We start from the raw sequence: 15305 nt of genomic DNA, 5'->3' as shown, positions 1-15305 counted from the left end.
CGGGCTCATTTCAGGTGAACGCTGCAGCCGGACGGCGCGTGTTAAAACGGACCGTGCCTTGTGCAATAGTAATAATGAAAACGTCTGGCGCCGGGAGATGTCGGACCCTTCGGGGACACTGCGGGCATGAATCTTCTCTCCAGCATCCCCGGCATGATCGTTTCCACGTCCGTCAGCGTCATGGTTGCGGCATTGCTGAGCTACGGCGGCAAGTGGGTGCGGGATAGGACCGTGACTCGTCGTGAACGGCGACAGATACTTGACGACCAGGACTTGGCTGATCGGCTGCCGGTGGGCTCAACCGGCCGAAAGCACCTTGAGGCCGCGATTCAAGAACGGGTCATCGCGCTCTCTTATCGTTCGGCGTTCAGCACGGCGTCCGCGGCCATATGGGGCGCAGGCTTGGTGGTGCTTGCTGTGCTTGCCCTGCAGATTCTGGCGATTGTTCGCTCCGATGTGCCGAACAAAATGGAGCTTGTCGTCCGGCAATCGGTAATCACGGCGATCTTGTTTGTGGTGCTTGAATTTGTTTTTGTCGCTGCTGCGGTGTGGGATCGGAATGCGATAACGCAGCGTCGTGCGACGTACTTTACGACCGGCGAGTACCCGAACATCTTCGACGTCGAACGCGGCGCGATCCGGCGCGCGTTGAAGAGGAGAGTTCGTGGTGTGGTCACGGCCGTTCGCTCATTGCCTCCACTTCGCGGTTTCCGCTCGATCGACTTCGGGGACGTTTTTCGGCGTTCAAGGACATCGCCAGAGTCTTCGTGAACGCAGGTTCATGTCCTACAGCCCGCTCAGCAGTTCCTTCACGGCGTCGATGACCAACCATGCCGTCTCACTGCTGATCTCCCACCCGCTTCGTCCTCCATCACCGATATAGACCCAGGTCATTGGCGAATCGTCGCTTCCGTGCATGGCGACGCTGATCGTGATGCCCACCGCCTCCTCGCCGCGCGGCAGTTCGATCGCCGCGCCGCTCGCGCCGATGGCATCCATCCATGGACGAGTGCCGTCCTGGCGGCGTGACACCAGTGCGATACCGGGCACCAGCGCGGTCCGCGAGACGTGGCGACGATTGTCGGCGCCGTCCAGTTGGTCGTGGTCCGCGACGCACCAGGCCGGGCAGGATTCGGGACGTTCGTTGTCGTGGTCGCCGTTGGGCATGGGTGCCGCCTCTCGTCCATCCGGTCTGCGCAGATGGCGAGACCGGCGTTGCCAGCCGGCCGGGTCTGGCCGGTTCGGGAGGGCGAGGATATCCGAGGGCGGGCCGGTTGGGAAGGCGCAATTCACGGCCGATTCCTGTTGTTAGGCAGCAGGTTTCGCGAATGCAGCCGGAACGAAACATGGCCACGCGGATCAGAGTCGATCGGTACGCCACTCGTCGCGACCTGTGGCCCGCGTGGCTGCCATGCGGGCCACGCGGCGTGCCGTGGTGCTTCATCCTGCTGGATTCGTTCCGGGCGGCTAGGATTGCACCTAGCAAATACTGCTGGCGTTGCCGCAGCTTGCGATTCCTCGGCGTGGTGGCTGGACAAGTGCGCGCATACGGTCAGTACCACCCGGGGGTATTTGAGCAATGGCAACCCGCATCCTCATTCTCTCGTTCTGGCTCATGGTGGCCGTCGTTGGCTACGCCGACGGGCTGTTCTGGTTGGCGGCTCTGAGCTTGGTGGCCTTCGTGATCAACGCTGCCATGGCTGCCAGCCGATGGACTGCCACCCGGCCTGGCCGCGTATAAGGGCCTGGCCCGACCGTCGAGCGAGACCGCGCCGTCCGTGATGCAATCAAGTCGCGAACGATGCCTGGGGTCTAGGGAGGTGGCGCGCGTGCGGGTCGGTGAGACGCAGCAGGCCATTGCCGAACTCGCCCGGCGCGACGGCATCGAGTTGGTCGCGCAGTCAGTGCCGTGGCTGAACCGGCGTGGGCATCTGGGCCTGCCGGAGGGTGCTGTCGACCGGGCGGTCGTCTCTGCGCTGGAGCGGATGTACTGCGGGCTGGGCGGCGACCTGGCGCTGCTGGCGAGCGCACCGGACACGCCGCTGCGCGGGGATTTCCAACATCCCGATACGGGCACGCTGATCGAAGTTGATGAGTCACAGCACTTTACGTCGTTTCGGCTGCAGACGTTTGCCCTGTATCCGGCAGGCACGCCGCTCGGCTTTGACGTCGGCCATTACCTGGCCACCTGTGGGCTGTGGCGGCGCTCGGCGGACGGCTATTTTCGGGCTAAGGCGGCGCGTGGGTTTGGGGCTGGGGGTCGTCAGCGGCAGCGGGCGTACTACGACGCGCTGCGCGACCTGGCTACTCCGGCGATGGGTCTGCCGCCGCTGATCAGAATTGAAGTCGCTGACGGTGATCCGGTTGATGCCTATCGCCGCCACCGCGATCGGCTGTGTGCCGCGCTCGGTGTGTAGCTCCAGCGGATACCGCCTGCGGTCGGCAGACGTGGCCGAGACGTCGCTGTGCTCGGATGCCTCGCCGATGAAGCCGCCGCCCTGGCGGGAAACGCAAATAAACCGACAGGGCGGCGGCGGAATTGGGCTGGAGAGTAGCCCAGCTTTGAGGATAACGACTGCCCTGCTGGGCTGCAGGTGGAGGTTGGCGTGGAGAGCCCCGTCACCGATCGGAGAGCAGGGCGATGACACCGAGGACCGTGACTACAAGGAGCATGCCGATGCCGACGCCTAACGCGGCCGCGACCTTGCTCAGCAGTTCGGTGGACAGGGCGATGAAGCTGAGCACAGTGAGTGGCGCGAGGCAGACGATCCAGCCTTTGGCCGAGCGTGGTTGGAGGCCGAGTTTGACGGCCGCGATACTGAATGCCAGTGCGACCAGGGCGGTGCTGGCGATCCAGATGAGAACTGCCGCGCCCGGGCTGGCATGTTCGTAGAGTGCGGTAAGCCGGTCCCATGACCACCATGCGGTCAGCACGGCGACGATCGTTGAGCCGGCCGCAAGCGCCAGGCTGGCGGTCGGATCGTCTTCGTGGGTCACGTCTGCGGCTGCCAGGATGGCGATCCGGATCGCGGTCACCAGCAGAAAGGCCGCGAGCAGCGCCAGCAGCCAGTACCCACCCCACTGCATGGTGCTCCATTGGTGCGTGTCTTGGTAAGAGTCGAGTTCCCCGTACATGATCCGCACGGTAGCGGCATGGACCGACAAGTTTCGGTCTCGTGGCGGTTCGCCGGATCAGTCTCGGTGTATCGATATGTGTCACGACCGGCGTGTATCAGCTATCGCACGGCCAGTCGAAGATGATCGGCAGTCCCGGCGGGTGGAGGCCGCGCGGGAACTGCCGATCACTGGGGGAGACCGCTGATCTGGGGCGATTCCGCCACAATCGCCGGATCAGCGGCAGGGCCAGGGAGGAGGGGTTTCGCAAACTGGCCCTGGCGTCAATACTAGCTGCAGGGGCCGTTAGCTGCAGGTGATGACCCCGGCCTTGCCCGCTTGTCCCTTGGAGCAGATGACCCCGGCTTCGCCATCGATGACCGGCAGCTCCGCCGGATTGCCGTCCTTGACGAAAATCGGTGCGCCGCTGGAGACGTCGCCGCCCAGGACGGCCTGCTGCTCGGCGATGCGTTCCTCGCCGACGCCGCTCATCACTTCCCCCCGCTCACCGCTGCGGATGATCGGCGTACCCGGCGAGGCCGGGTCGTCGTCGGCACTGGCGCCGGTTATCGGCGTGAGTGTGGTCACGGCGGCGGCGATGCCGAGGACGGTCACGGCGCGGACGATGGCGGTCCGCCAGGCCCTTTGACGGTCGTTCTGGGCGGTGGCGCGCCCGGTTTTTGGGCGCGCGGAAGTAAGCGTGGCCTGCACGGCCACCCTCCTTTCTCCCCTGGTCAGGGGGCAAAAACAACGGTTTAGAACCCGTCCTGGTGGCCGGTCAGGCCATCGTAAGGGTCAATACGTCCTAGTGCAATAAATATCGGATTGAAACGACCAGGATTAATACGTCGCAGTACAATCAACCTAAGAGCTGTGCGCTCTGGCCTATTTGGTATAGGCCGTATGGGGTTGAGACATGCCCGCCGACCGCGCCAAGGAGGCGCAAAGCGACACCACCCGTCTCTTCGGCGAACGGGTGCGTGAGCGACGCCAAGAACTGGGCCTGAGCCAAGAGGCCGCCGCCGACCGCATCGACATCCACTGGAGCGCGCTCGGCAAGATCGAACGCGGCCAGCGCAGCCTGCGCCTAGAAACCATCCTCAAGATCGCCGCCGGACTCGACATCGACGCCGGGAAACTGATCAGCGGGCTGCCGCTGGCGGAAGGGTCGTCGTCTACGGATTAGGGCCTGGCGGTCGCAAATCGTGTCGAACGTGCCATCCGATCGGGCATCGTGAGAGCTGAGACCGTCGCTTGTGGTGATGACAGAGTTCTCCCGAAGGCGGAAATTCGTGAATCCGGCACCCAGCCGGGAATGGTAAATTGTGCTCCAGCAAACTGACAGGTGCGCCGTCTTGCATTGCGGGGGTGGTTTCGATGGCGAAAGATCTGCGGGTTGACGTGGACGCCTTGCGTATGGCTTCTGACCATGTTGACGTGGCGGCTGATGGTCTGCGGACTGATCACGGCTCGGCGAACGAACGCATCGGGACAGCCCAGACCGGCTGGATTGGTGCGAGCGGGGCTGCCTTGGCCGCTGCAGCCACCAAGTGGGAAGAAGAGTCGGCCGCCCACTACGCCGACATCATTGGGCACGCCGCCGATCTCCGGTCCGCCGGTGCGCGTTATGTGACGACCGATGACGATGGGGCCACCGATATCGAGGGCACTGCCGCGGCTATGGGGCTGTAGATCGTGACAGTGTCGTTGTCCGATGTTCAGCAGTGGGATCCTGAACAGATCGATGAGGTGTCCGACGCGCTGGCGCACCGGGCTCGCACCAGCGGCCAAACCGCTGAAACCTTGCGCAATTTGCAGGTTTTCGAGAAGTGGGACGGCGATGCCGGCGAGGCGGCCAAGCAAGCGATTGAAAAGTCAGCGACGAAATTGGAGGTGTCCGCCAAGGACGCCTTCCTGGTTTCGATGGGTGCGCAGAAGGCCGCCGAGGACGCGCGGACGGTCAAGAATGATCTCAAGAGCATTCTGGATGATGCGGCCGCGTCGCCGGCTGTTCAGATTGACATGGCAACCAACACGGTGACGCCGCCGGATACAACTGGGTGGGAAGAGGAAGAGGTCAACGCACTCGCGGACAAGATCGCCGACCTCGAAAACCGGATTGTGGCGGTACTGGCTGCAGCCGAGGAGACCGATGGCGATTTGGCGCGGGTACTGACGGCCGCAACAGGTGGGGATCCAGAGCTTCCAGGTGAACAGGGCGCCGAGGACGCGCAATCCATGCAGGACGGACAGCTGACTCCTGAAGAATCGGCGCGGCTGGAGGAGAACACCACGCTGACGCCGGAACAGTTGGATGCCCTGGCGCGCGGCAATCTGGTGCTGCCGGCCAGTCAGCTGGAGTATCTGAATCAGTTGTCGCGTTCGCTTGACGGCAAGAGCACCGAGGAAATCCGACAGCTCATGGATGACCTTGGCGTAGACGGGGACCGGTTGCAGGATGCGTTGCAGCTGGTGTCCAACGAGCACGTCAGCGCGGCGGGCGCGGACGCGTCACTCAAGCCGGGCGATGCGGGATATGTGCCGCTAAAGGGTAGTTTCGACGCGCTTCCCGAGGCGATGCGGCGCGATCTGACCAAGTACCCGTTGCAGTGGGAGAATTCGCCCCTGGGTGCCTACCCGAAGGCGCGGCCCGAGTTGCTTGACCTCGCCTCGATCGTGGAACGAGGCAATCCGGCACTGCAGCAAGGCTCATCGCTGGATCAGGCCATGCTCAAACAGTCCGAAATCATGCTCAATGAAACGACGAAACTCCCCTCACAGGACTTGGTGCCGTTCGCCAAGGGCCAGGTCGATCCTGCGTTGCAGGCGATGCTGTCGGCGGCCGGACGCGATCAGATTGCGCTCCACGAGGCGCTGCTTGGCGCGGACGGCCACACGCCGAACGACAAGATGATCGAGAACCTGTTTACCCGGCAATGGGGTGACGACGGGGCCGCTGCTTCCGGTCTGTTGACCGGCCTTGCGCCGGTTGCCAATCCCGCCGATTTGACGGATCCCACCCAGGTGGCGCAGGCCACCCGGGCAGGAGAGATCATGCATGCGGTCGACTATTGGGCAGGAGACAACGCGCCCAAGCTGCTCAACATCGACGGCACTGACGGGCAATCGCTGGGGCAGGTCAATCCCGAACTCGCCAAGGGCCTTGCAGAGGCCAACGTTCCCTATATCGACGACATGCTCGGTAACAAGCTCGACAAAACCCTCGGCTTCGATCCGCTCGATGACCTGATGAACCCGGAGATGCCAGTAACCCGTGATCTGTTTGCGGTGATGGACACCAACAAGGAAGCCGCTGGGATTCTCAACGCCCAGGCGTATTTGAACGGCATCCAGTATGAGGACAACTTCGAAAAATCCATCATCGATGGCGGAAGCATCGATGTGGCCGACTTGCATTCGGCGGGCACCATGCGGGGAGTGATCGACACGGCGGCCAACATCGCCGACAACGACGCGATTGCCTACGGCAACCTCCAAGAAGTGCGAGCCCATGAAAGCCGGGGCGAATGGTTCGACATGGCGAAGAAGCTCGGCGGACAAATACCCGGCGTCAAGGAACTTCTCGACAGCATCGGCAAGATGCCGGGTGACCCGATGAAGGACCTCTTCGTCGGGGATCTCCCCAAACCTGACCCAGCAAAAGGGATCACAGTCAGCACGTCCGAAGCTCTGCAGTACTCGGTAGCAACCGAACTGCTCAAGAACAACGTCGGGAACGTGAGTGCATTTTCTGAATACAACCTGGTCGATCCCGACACAGGTCAACTCAAAGAACTTAACAATAGGACGATCGGCGACTTCCGCAATGCGTTTCTCGAATACTTCACCGATATCGATCCGAAGGTGACGTTAAGCATGAATGAATATCAGACCGCTTACGGCCAAGCGCATCCCAGCGCAGACAGCCATACCGGCGAGTGAGGAACACCGCGGCGCGATGGGCGGGGATCTGCGGTGTGTTGCTGATGGCTTTGACACTTAGCTCCTGCCGCTCTGGAGAGAGTGCCCCACCGCCACCGACCGAACCGGCGTTTGCCAACTGGCCCCAAACACTGGACGGGTTCCGATTCCGCTGGACCGCAGAACCCGGCATCGACCTGCTGTCGGGCCCGGCGGTGCCACTGCGCGCCTACCTGGAGTCGCATCGCGTTGGCGATCTAACTTCCAACGTCGATGACGCGTACCCCGGTTTCAGCCGCGCGGTTCCCGCGGTGGGAAAAGCGATCGATGAGTCCTCATCCAGGCTGCCGTTCCAGCTGTGGGATATTCAGCCGGCGACCGAGCCCGCGTTGGTACACAGCCAGCCCACGCGGTTTTTTGGCAATGAGTACTTGCACATCCTCAACCTCGCGTCAACCGAGGGCGGTGGATACCGTGCCTACGTCTGCGACGGCCTCTACAACATCTTCCGCGAGAACGCTGAGCCTCACGAGTACGTTCCCGTCTACGCGCCGACTGAGGATGATCCGGATGTGGATGCTTGGGCGGTCAAAGTCTGGCGCGTGGAACTCACCGAGACACCGCCTACCCCTGACGCACCCGATGAGGTTGCGACACCCCAAAAGGGCCCCAACCCTGCGCCGCTAGGAGACGTCTTCGGACCGTGGCGCATTACCGGCGCCAGCCCTAATACGTCATGGGGAGCCACTGATGGCTCCGACGCAAATGCTGGTGCCGATCCGGCGCTTCCTCAACTCAAACAACAATGCCGCGACCGCATGCCACACGACGCCGCCCAGCGCCACGCCATCTACACCAGCCGGCTCGACACCCCGCCTACACCAGAACCGGCCGTGCCCGGCTGGCCGGACAACGTGGTATGAAACGGGATCTGCGGATAACGGCCCTTGCGCGGCTGTGCGCGGTCGTGTTGGTAGCCGCGTTAGCGGGCTGTCATAACGGATCCGCTACGCAATCCGCTGATTGGCCAGACACATTGGATGGCTTCCGATTTCGGTGGAGCGCAGAGCCAAACATCGATCTTGCATCGGGTCCCGGGGTGCCGCTGCGGGCGTATCTGGAGTCACACCGTATCGGGGACATGACTCGCAGCCCCGACGATGTCTACCCCGGATTCGATCGTGCCGTACCCGCGACCGGCAAGCCCATGAACGATCCAGGGTCCGATCTGCCGTACGAGATATGGAACATCCAGCCCGCGACTGAACCTCTGCTCGGCGACGCTCAAAAGTACTATGGAAACGAGTATTTCCATGTTCTTGATCTCGCGCCGATCGATGGCGGTTACCGTGCATACGTCTGCGACGGCCTGTACAACGTCTTCCGCGACGGCCAGAACGATGACTCGTACGTGTCAGTTATCAAACCGACGGAGAACAACGTCACACAAGGCGCGACCGACCCTGACCGCCTCGGCGTGAAACTCTGGCGTGTCGAACTCAGTGACCAGAACTCGGGCGAGGAACATCCTGCGCCCGTGGCTCTTTCCCAGAAGGGGCCGAACCCTGCGCCTGCCAATGATGTCTTCGGGCCATGGCGCATCACCGGTGCCAGCCCGGATGCGTTGTGGGGGCCACAGGACGCCCCCGACTCCACGCCCGGCGGTTGGGGAAGAGGCGATTTGTATAACGAATTCAGCCAGGAGTGCTTCGATCGGATGCCGCACGACGCGGCCCAACGTCACGACATCTACACCAACCAACTCGACACTCCGCCATCCGCAGAGCCGGCCCTGCCTGGCTGGCCAAGTAACTTGCTATAGCCAGTCGATCTCGGCTGGGTATCTGACGGTGGGTCTTCATATGCCCGTGCTCGTGCTTGTGGCCGTCATGACTGCTGCGTGCTCGCCGCAGCCAGATGACCCGACACCGCCGCCTCCCTCCGAACCGACGGGAGCGACCATGAATCCGGGAGGTCCTATGGAACCCACGCCAACGGCGTCGTCGCACCCCAAGATCCCGACCAGCCAGCAGGAAGCACAAGATACAGTCTTGCGGTACCTGCAGCAGACGCTCGATGTGCTTCCGCCTGGCAGCAGCCTGGACGGATCGCGCTACCGCATCGGCCGCACGGACAAGTACTGCGAGGACGACCCCGCTGGGCCGGATTCGCCCGTCCACGTGGAGGACTGGCGCGATATCAACCTGCCGCCCGGCATGGATTTCAACGCAGTCATCGCCCGAACCGGCGAGATCTGGCAGCAATGGGAATGGCAGGTCATCGAACGCGACGGCTTCGAGAAGCCCAACCGCTTCGGGTATTCCCCCGATGGCTACGTCCTTCATCTGGAAGCGAGGAACAAGGTCGGCGCCACGCCGTTTCTGATCGGTTCGTCGCCGTGCTACCCGGGCAGTCTGCGTGCCGATGTTCCCCGGAATCCACCACTGCTTGACCAGCAACAGCCAGCGCGCTAAACGGCTCGACGAGTGGTTTCGCGAGGCTCCGCTGGTGGGGCGTCGTGACGACAATCGGCAGCTCTAGTGGTGGCAGTCATTTGTCACCCGTCGGTTGTGGATTGATTCGGGCGAGGAAGTCCGGCAGCTGGTTCCAGCTGTCTATCCATATCGTGTTGACGTCTAAGGATCGCAAGTAGCGTTCCTTCACCGGGTTGCGCCGGCCCTGCACCGTGTAGGACGCAGGCACGTTCATCCCGTAGACCAGGCGGATGTCGTCGTGCAGCAGATTGAAATTGGGATCGCTCAGGCTGAAGCCGACAAACAAGAACGCGGTCTCCGTCATCTCACCACGGAGGAAGTCGAGCATTTCCTTTCGGTCGGCACGTGCCCTGGCATAGTCGCTCCGGGTCAAGACGATCGTGTCTGGGCGATCGATCGTCCCGTGCAATTTGACCAGATGCTGGGCGGGTCGCTCCGTGCGTCGAGCCTTGAACTCTGCCTCGGTGCTGCTGACCCGGATTTGTTGACCAGCCTCTAGGTATGCGTCCTCAATGAGCTCGTCGTAGTTCGTGGTGAACAACAGGGGCAGCCTTAGCCGAACGAGTGCCGCATGGCTCGGGGTTGTCTGGACGGATTGGTGACGCCTGCCATCGAACTGCGCACCGAGAAACTCGCGATAGTTGGCGTCACCCACCGTCTGGCGAAACAGCTGTGCACAGTCGAGCGCGCCCTCCTCGATGAAAAAGCTACGGAGTGCGTCGTGCTCTGAGGAATCGGAGTGGTTCAGGATCTCGCGGCACATTCGGCTAACCAAGAGCGGCCACGATGGCATTGGTCGGTCATCGTCATGAGGCATGAGGCCCTCATGTCGCCAATCGGGCGGCCACCAGCGGTGGCTGCCGTAGTCGAACTGAGTGCGGCTGCCTTGCCGTGCTGCGCCGAACGAGAGTCCCGCACCCAGGAAGATGAGTAATCGTCCGTCGTTCGCTACTGCCATCCGTAGGCGGTGCAGCAATCCGGCATTGCCCGGGTCGTCATACCATTCGTCCGTCACGTCTGCGATTGTGGTCGCACAAATGAACGTCTGTCTCGGATTGTGACCTATGAAGGTTACCACCCAGGTGGTTCACCTCTCGGTTAGGAGGCACTTTGTCGACGAGATGCCCGAGCTTTACGCAGGGCGAGTTCCTGTGCGCTCGGCTTGATACGAACGAGATGGCCGCCAGCAACCGCGAACGGGCACCCACTTCAAGCGCCCACACCGATGCCGTGGATGCGCCAAGGAGATCTGAGGACATGACCTAGCCAGAAAGAAAAAAACGGGACGTATCATCAGACCGGCTATGTCCTGCTTGGGACACCCGCGACGGTTTGCCTAACGATGGAGCTGTATGAGTAGTGCCAAACGAATCAGCCCGGCGATCCTCCCAGCTCTGAAGGAAGCTCTATTACAGGCATTCTGGTACAAGAACGATCTGCGCGCATTCCTGATGTCTTGTGTCAGTGAGCGAGCGATTGTCGCGCAGCTGGATTGGGGTGTGGGCGTATACAAGCGAAATATCATCGCGCAACTTGTCGATTCGCTCGCAGCGGACCAGCACAGGCATTTTGACGACCTCCTAAGTATTCTGATCGCAACATCTGAGATCAAGGACCCGTCATATCTGAAGTCTGTCGAGGACGGCGATCGAAAATACGCGGCGGCAATCGCTGCACTTGAATCGTTACGCAAGCAGGTCGAGCCGTACCTGAAGTTACGGAGTGATGCCGAGCGTGCTGCACAGCGACGGGAGCGAGACCGGCTGCAGGCTGAGGCTGATCGCGCCACCAAAGAGCAGCTGGAATCCTTGAAGGCTGATTTCTACAAGATTGTGCAGCTTGCGCCGCAAGCACGTGGATACGCGCTCGAAAAATTTCTAATCCAACTATTTGCGGTTTTCGATATTGACGCTAAAGGATCATTCAGAACAACGGGTGAACAGATCGATGGGGCGTTTACTCACGAAGGCACCGAATATATTCTCGAAGCGCGCTGGCGGGATGGCCTTACACCTGGGGACGAGCTGGACTCGTTCGAAGGAAAAGTCGGCCGTAAGCTCGATAACACCCTCGGACTGTTCATTTCCATGAACGGCTTTCAGGACACCGCGATAACTCTACATTCCAACCGGCGGTCGACATTGATTCTTATGACCGGTGCCGATTTGAATGCGGTTGTTGACGGCTGGATTGCGTTGCCTTCGTTGATTACCAGGAAGCGCCAGCATGCGGCCCGGACGGGTGAGATTTTGATCGAGGCGTACAACATGCTGAGTGGGTAGAGCCAGGCGCTGGGGGGATTAAAGCGATTTGCATCCACGGGACCAACCCATTCGCACGTGCGACCATGGATCCTCCAGGGATTCGTCATAAGAGTAAAAACCCCGGAAAGCATATTGCTTTCCGGGGTGCCTGGCTTGTGGCTGGCCAGATTGTCAGTGTGACGATACAAGGATGGCAAGAGGTATGAGACTCATTGCGATACCAGCCACACCAAGCTTCAGGGGCAGGTCAATCACGTCGCTGTATGCGCTTGTTATAGTGCCGAGGAACGTGAAAAAAACGACCATGCCGATCAGCGCCTGGGCGTCACTCATGGGGCCTCCAATACTCATTGAATTGCCCTCATCGGATTGTTGAGAGCTCCAAAGCTTTACATTCCCGGTAAGTTCTTGGAGCTCCCAACAATTTGTCGTGTTGCCGCATGAATAGTTATAGGTTATTATGTATATATAGTCAACTGGATGTGTTGAGTCGAATAGAGGGGACGTATGGGGCCCAACGATAAACCCGGACCGGAACCGACTGCTCGAAATAGCGCGCAAGCTGAAGCGCCGGACAAAACATTGAAGGACAGGCTCGTCGGAGGGGCGCTTTTTCTTGCGAGTATCTATGTCGTCGCCTGCGCAATCTGGGTTGTGATTGCCACGAGTTTCAATTGGGGCGGAGGAACACTTGCCGGCGGCGGAATGGCTTTACTCGGTATCGCGGTTGGCTCCTACGTTGCCATCTACAAAGACGCAATCGGCGCAAAGAACCTGACGAGATGGATGATTGCACGGGCTGTTTCTATCGCTTGCGTTGCTATGATTCTGGCCGCATCTGTCGATATTGACATATCGGACGACACGGTAGATGCAAGCGCGAGCCCAGTGTTCACAACGAGTTACGGCTATTACAACTACTACACCTACGGCTGCGTCTAAAATCGGTACGGATCGACGGCATTCCGCTCGACCATCCGAACCTGCGCCTTATCGTGAAGGCCATCATTAGTACGACGCAGACGATGGAGGAGCGAGCGGCCTTTCTGCAGGAGTTGCGAACTGGAGTGCCGGGAATCACGCCAGGCGAACTGTATGACTGCGGGGCATATTTCTGGCAGGACCAACCGTTCATCGCTATCACCAGCAACAACCAGCTGGCGTACCGAGTGTCCGAAGCTGCCGACCGACTGCCAACCACGCACCATGTCGACTATTGGATACCTGAGCGCACGGCACTTCCAGGCTGGCGTGTCCTCGTCCACGACGGTCCAACAAACTGGATGCCGACAGCTTTGAGTGCCCTGGCCGTTGTCCAGAGCGAGACCGACCAACCCTCACGCGCCGCCGAAACTGCTGTCTAGCAGCCGTTTCGTCTCTGGTGAGGGGTTCGAAAGCCATCCCGTTCCTTCCGTCACAAGTTCATCATTCGAACCCAACGTCAGTTGGGTTCGTTTTTGTTTAGTGGCGCTAACCAGGGCGACGTCACATGCGCGTTGGCGCTGTTCGGCGATGGCTTTTTGGCCGCGTGAGAGCCTCTCTGGGTACGGTTGCGCGCCACTGGTACCGGGTTGGTGCCAGTTGGCCGAGGAATGCGTCCTCTGGCGCGATGATCGGCCGATCCGTGCGCTCGATGATCGTGTCGGCGCCGCAGGAACTGCTCTGGCCCGGCATCGCGGCCCATGGTGTGTGCGATATCGCCGCAAAAGACCATCACGTGGGTCGGAACTCCCATGGGCGTAGCTTATGCGCGCGCTTCTGACAGCGCCCCGTCGCCGCAGCACTGAGGCGAGTCAGAGCGGCGGCGTCACGCCGGAGCCGTCTAGCAATCGGCGTTAGTGGCATCGGGCAAACTGCCGACACTGGCCTGCTCGCGACTGCACGGTGAGGTTGCTGCGCGCTCACAGCAAACATAGGATACGCTTCGTCGAGCGAGGCCATCGTCGGCCTTCAAGTAGTCGGGGGAGCATATGTCGGGGAGAATGAACCTTCGCCATGGCGCGAAGCGGATCAGTCAGCTACTTGTAGCGTGCATTGTTGTTCTGTCTTTGGTCATGGTTCCGTACGCCACGTCTGTGACGTCCAGCTATGGCATGGCGAGTGCTGTCGCAACGCCGAAGCCGGGCAAGCCGGGTGGCAACAGTTCCAAGCCGGGCGACAACAAGAAGAAAGACAAGGACGACAAGAAAAAGTCAGACAAGAAGCAATCCGATAAGAAGCAGTCGGATAAGAAACCAAGCCAGCGGCCGTCGCGAAGCACCAGCAAGGCCGGGCCGCGCGAACCGCACACCGAGTATCCGGGCCGCCGCGGAGACGGCAACTTCACGTCAGGAAATAGCGGTTTGGACGGCCGCGACGAGGAAGAACTCGGCTTCACCAACCACGAAGAACGAACTGGCCAAACAGTGATCCGCCGGAAGGTCCGGGTCACGATTACCGACAAAGACGGCGTCAAACGGACCCGCTACTACGACGGACTGGTCGAGGACCCTGATTCTGAACAGCGCCCGGGGGCGCCTCGCCGACTTATTGGTTTGGAACACAAGGTTAGGGGCGCGAACCGAACCAAGAACCAGAAGATCGTCGATGGTCTGGTTAAGGACGGCGTGCCGGCGCGCGGCAAGCTCGACGGTCAAGAGATTGAGATTGTCGACGTTGAAGACATAGAAACGCCCCGTATCCCGTCGCAGCCCCAGCCAGAACAGGCCACGCCGGCTGCCCAGGAGCTGCCGCCGCAGCCTGGACCGGAAGTGGTCCGACAGACCCCGGCCGACCCGCCGCAACCGCAACAGGTCCCGCGCCTACCGCAGGCACCGGTCGTGACAGCAGCACCCGAGGCCCCGGTCAGTCAGCCCGTCGAGGTTCCGCCGCTGCGCACCGCGCCCGAACTGCCTGCGGTGCAGTCGCCGCCGGAGGTTCCGGTGACCCGGGCGCCGGTGGAAATGCCGCCGGTGTCGGCGGCACCCCAGACACCGCTCAACATTCCCGGCATGCCGGCCACGGTGACACCGCGACCAGCCGCGCCGCCACAGATCGGGGCACCGGTGAACCCGACCGGCATGCCGCTCCCGCCGAACGTCACCATTCCCACCCCCAAACCGGTCGGTACGCCACGGCTACCGGGATGGTCCACCCCGGCACCGGGACCGGTCTTGATTCCGAACACTGCCGACCCGCTGGCCAGCCTGCGGCTGGAAGGCGAGGCGCTGCAGCGGGAATTGAACACATTGGTAGACCGCGTCGAATCACTGCAAGCGCTGCCGAACCTACAGACCACCCCGACCGCGGTGGCCGAGTTGGACGCGTTGTCACGGCTCAAGCCGCTCATCACCCAGCGTCAAGCCGCCATCGGTGAGGTGCTGGCCCATCCGCCCGCCGAGCTGACACCGCCAAAGAGCGCATGGCAAAAGACCGTCGACTTCGCCGAGGCCACCGGCGACGTGGTCGGGCGTATTGCCGTGGGCGGCCTGTCGGTCCTGCGCAATATCCGCTTCGTGCCCATCCCCTAAAG

General features: G+C 61.5%; 17 protein-coding genes. 12 read left to right on the top strand and 5 right to left on the bottom strand.

The genetic code is table 11. The annotated features are described in order from the left end of the window. The first annotated feature begins 126 nt into the window (after positions 1-126). Complete coding sequence (locus ACOI2T_RS19355; protein ID WP_409504966.1) at positions 127-771, top strand: hypothetical protein; 645 nt, start codon at positions 127-129, stop codon at positions 769-771. Positions 772-786: 15 nt separating this feature from the next. On the opposite strand, the gene ACOI2T_RS19350 is transcribed toward ACOI2T_RS19355, so the two are convergent. After that, on the bottom strand, positions 787-1167 hold the full coding sequence (locus ACOI2T_RS19350; RefSeq protein WP_409504965.1) for a DUF6907 domain-containing protein: 381 nt from the start codon (positions 1165-1167) through the stop codon (positions 787-789). 412 nt (positions 1168-1579) lie between these two features. On the opposite strand from ACOI2T_RS19350, the gene ACOI2T_RS19345 reads away from it, so the two are divergent. Then, on the top strand, positions 1580-1741 hold the full coding sequence (locus ACOI2T_RS19345; protein WP_409504964.1) for a hypothetical protein: 162 nt from the start codon (positions 1580-1582) through the stop codon (positions 1739-1741). Between the two features lie 88 nt (positions 1742-1829). Continuing rightward, positions 1830-2417, top strand: coding sequence for a DUF7255 family protein (locus ACOI2T_RS19340; RefSeq protein WP_409504963.1), 588 nt, complete (start codon positions 1830-1832; stop codon positions 2415-2417). Between the two features lie 202 nt (positions 2418-2619). Here the strand turns inward: ACOI2T_RS19340 and ACOI2T_RS19335 are convergent, their stop codons facing one another. Together ACOI2T_RS19335 and ACOI2T_RS19330 are read right to left on the bottom strand one after the other, a co-directional pair. Further along, a complete protein-coding gene (locus tag ACOI2T_RS19335) occupies positions 2620-3135 on the bottom strand; it encodes a hypothetical protein (protein ID WP_409504962.1) in 516 nt (171 codons plus the stop codon). 285 nt (positions 3136-3420) lie between these two features. Then, positions 3421-3825: a hypothetical protein gene (locus ACOI2T_RS19330; RefSeq protein WP_409504961.1), complete on the bottom strand. Its 405-nt coding sequence runs from the start codon at positions 3823-3825 to the stop codon at positions 3421-3423. Positions 3826-4030: 205 nt separating this feature from the next. On the opposite strand from ACOI2T_RS19330, the gene ACOI2T_RS19325 reads away from it, so the two are divergent. From ACOI2T_RS19325 to ACOI2T_RS19300, 6 genes are all read left to right on the top strand, one after another. Continuing rightward, entirely contained in the window at positions 4031-4300 is a 270-nt protein-coding gene (locus tag ACOI2T_RS19325; protein ID WP_409504960.1) for a helix-turn-helix domain-containing protein, read from the top strand. A 191-nt stretch (positions 4301-4491) separates the two neighbouring features. Next, the gene (locus ACOI2T_RS19320; protein ID WP_133060171.1) at positions 4492-4806 is read left to right on the top strand and encodes a WXG100 family type VII secretion target; all 315 of its coding nucleotides are present in this window, start codon (positions 4492-4494) and stop codon (positions 4804-4806) included. 3 nt (positions 4807-4809) lie between these two features. Next, complete coding sequence (locus ACOI2T_RS19315) at positions 4810-7056, top strand: TPR repeat domain-containing protein (RefSeq protein WP_409504959.1); 2247 nt, start codon at positions 4810-4812, stop codon at positions 7054-7056. Positions 7057-7091: 35 nt separating this feature from the next. Further along, complete coding sequence (locus ACOI2T_RS19310; RefSeq protein ID WP_409504958.1) at positions 7092-7958, top strand: hypothetical protein; 867 nt, start codon at positions 7092-7094, stop codon at positions 7956-7958. A 218-nt stretch (positions 7959-8176) separates the two neighbouring features. Further along, entirely contained in the window at positions 8177-8857 is a 681-nt protein-coding gene (locus tag ACOI2T_RS19305; protein WP_409504957.1) for a hypothetical protein, read from the top strand. 229 nt (positions 8858-9086) lie between these two features. After that, a complete protein-coding gene (locus ACOI2T_RS19300) occupies positions 9087-9509 on the top strand; it encodes a hypothetical protein (RefSeq protein ID WP_409504956.1) in 423 nt (140 codons plus the stop codon). A gap of 76 nt (positions 9510-9585) precedes the next feature. On the opposite strand, the gene ACOI2T_RS19295 is transcribed toward ACOI2T_RS19300, so the two are convergent. Next, positions 9586-10545 carry an SIR2 family NAD-dependent protein deacylase gene (locus ACOI2T_RS19295; protein WP_409504955.1) on the bottom strand — a complete coding sequence of 320 codons (960 nt, stop codon included), beginning with the start codon at positions 10543-10545 and terminating at the stop codon, positions 9586-9588. 337 nt (positions 10546-10882) lie between these two features. Here ACOI2T_RS19295 and ACOI2T_RS19290 point away from each other — a divergent pair, with 337 nt between their 5' ends. Next, positions 10883-11812, top strand: coding sequence for a hypothetical protein (locus ACOI2T_RS19290; RefSeq protein WP_409504954.1), 930 nt, complete (start codon positions 10883-10885; stop codon positions 11810-11812). 153 nt (positions 11813-11965) lie between these two features. Here ACOI2T_RS19290 and ACOI2T_RS19285 read toward each other — a convergent pair whose 3' ends face one another. Further along, the gene (locus ACOI2T_RS19285; protein ID WP_409504953.1) at positions 11966-12127 is read right to left on the bottom strand and encodes a hypothetical protein; all 162 of its coding nucleotides are present in this window, start codon (positions 12125-12127) and stop codon (positions 11966-11968) included. A 174-nt stretch (positions 12128-12301) separates the two neighbouring features. Here ACOI2T_RS19285 and ACOI2T_RS19280 point away from each other — a divergent pair, with 174 nt between their 5' ends. Then, the gene (locus ACOI2T_RS19280; protein ID WP_409504952.1) at positions 12302-12736 is read left to right on the top strand and encodes a hypothetical protein; all 435 of its coding nucleotides are present in this window, start codon (positions 12302-12304) and stop codon (positions 12734-12736) included. A 1133-nt stretch (positions 12737-13869) separates the two neighbouring features. Then, positions 13870-15303, top strand: a complete 1434-nt coding sequence (locus tag ACOI2T_RS19275) for a hypothetical protein (protein ID WP_409504951.1) — start codon at positions 13870-13872, stop codon at positions 15301-15303. Positions 15304-15305: the final 2 nt, after the last annotated feature.

Origin of the sequence: Mycolicibacterium wolinskyi str. Jessa 2025 (assembly GCF_049241375.1) — a bacterium.
Lineage (GTDB): Bacteria > Actinomycetota > Actinomycetes > Mycobacteriales > Mycobacteriaceae > Mycobacterium > Mycobacterium wolinskyi.
Note: the sequence above shows the minus strand (reverse complement) of the source record. Positions and strands in the feature narration are given on the sequence as shown.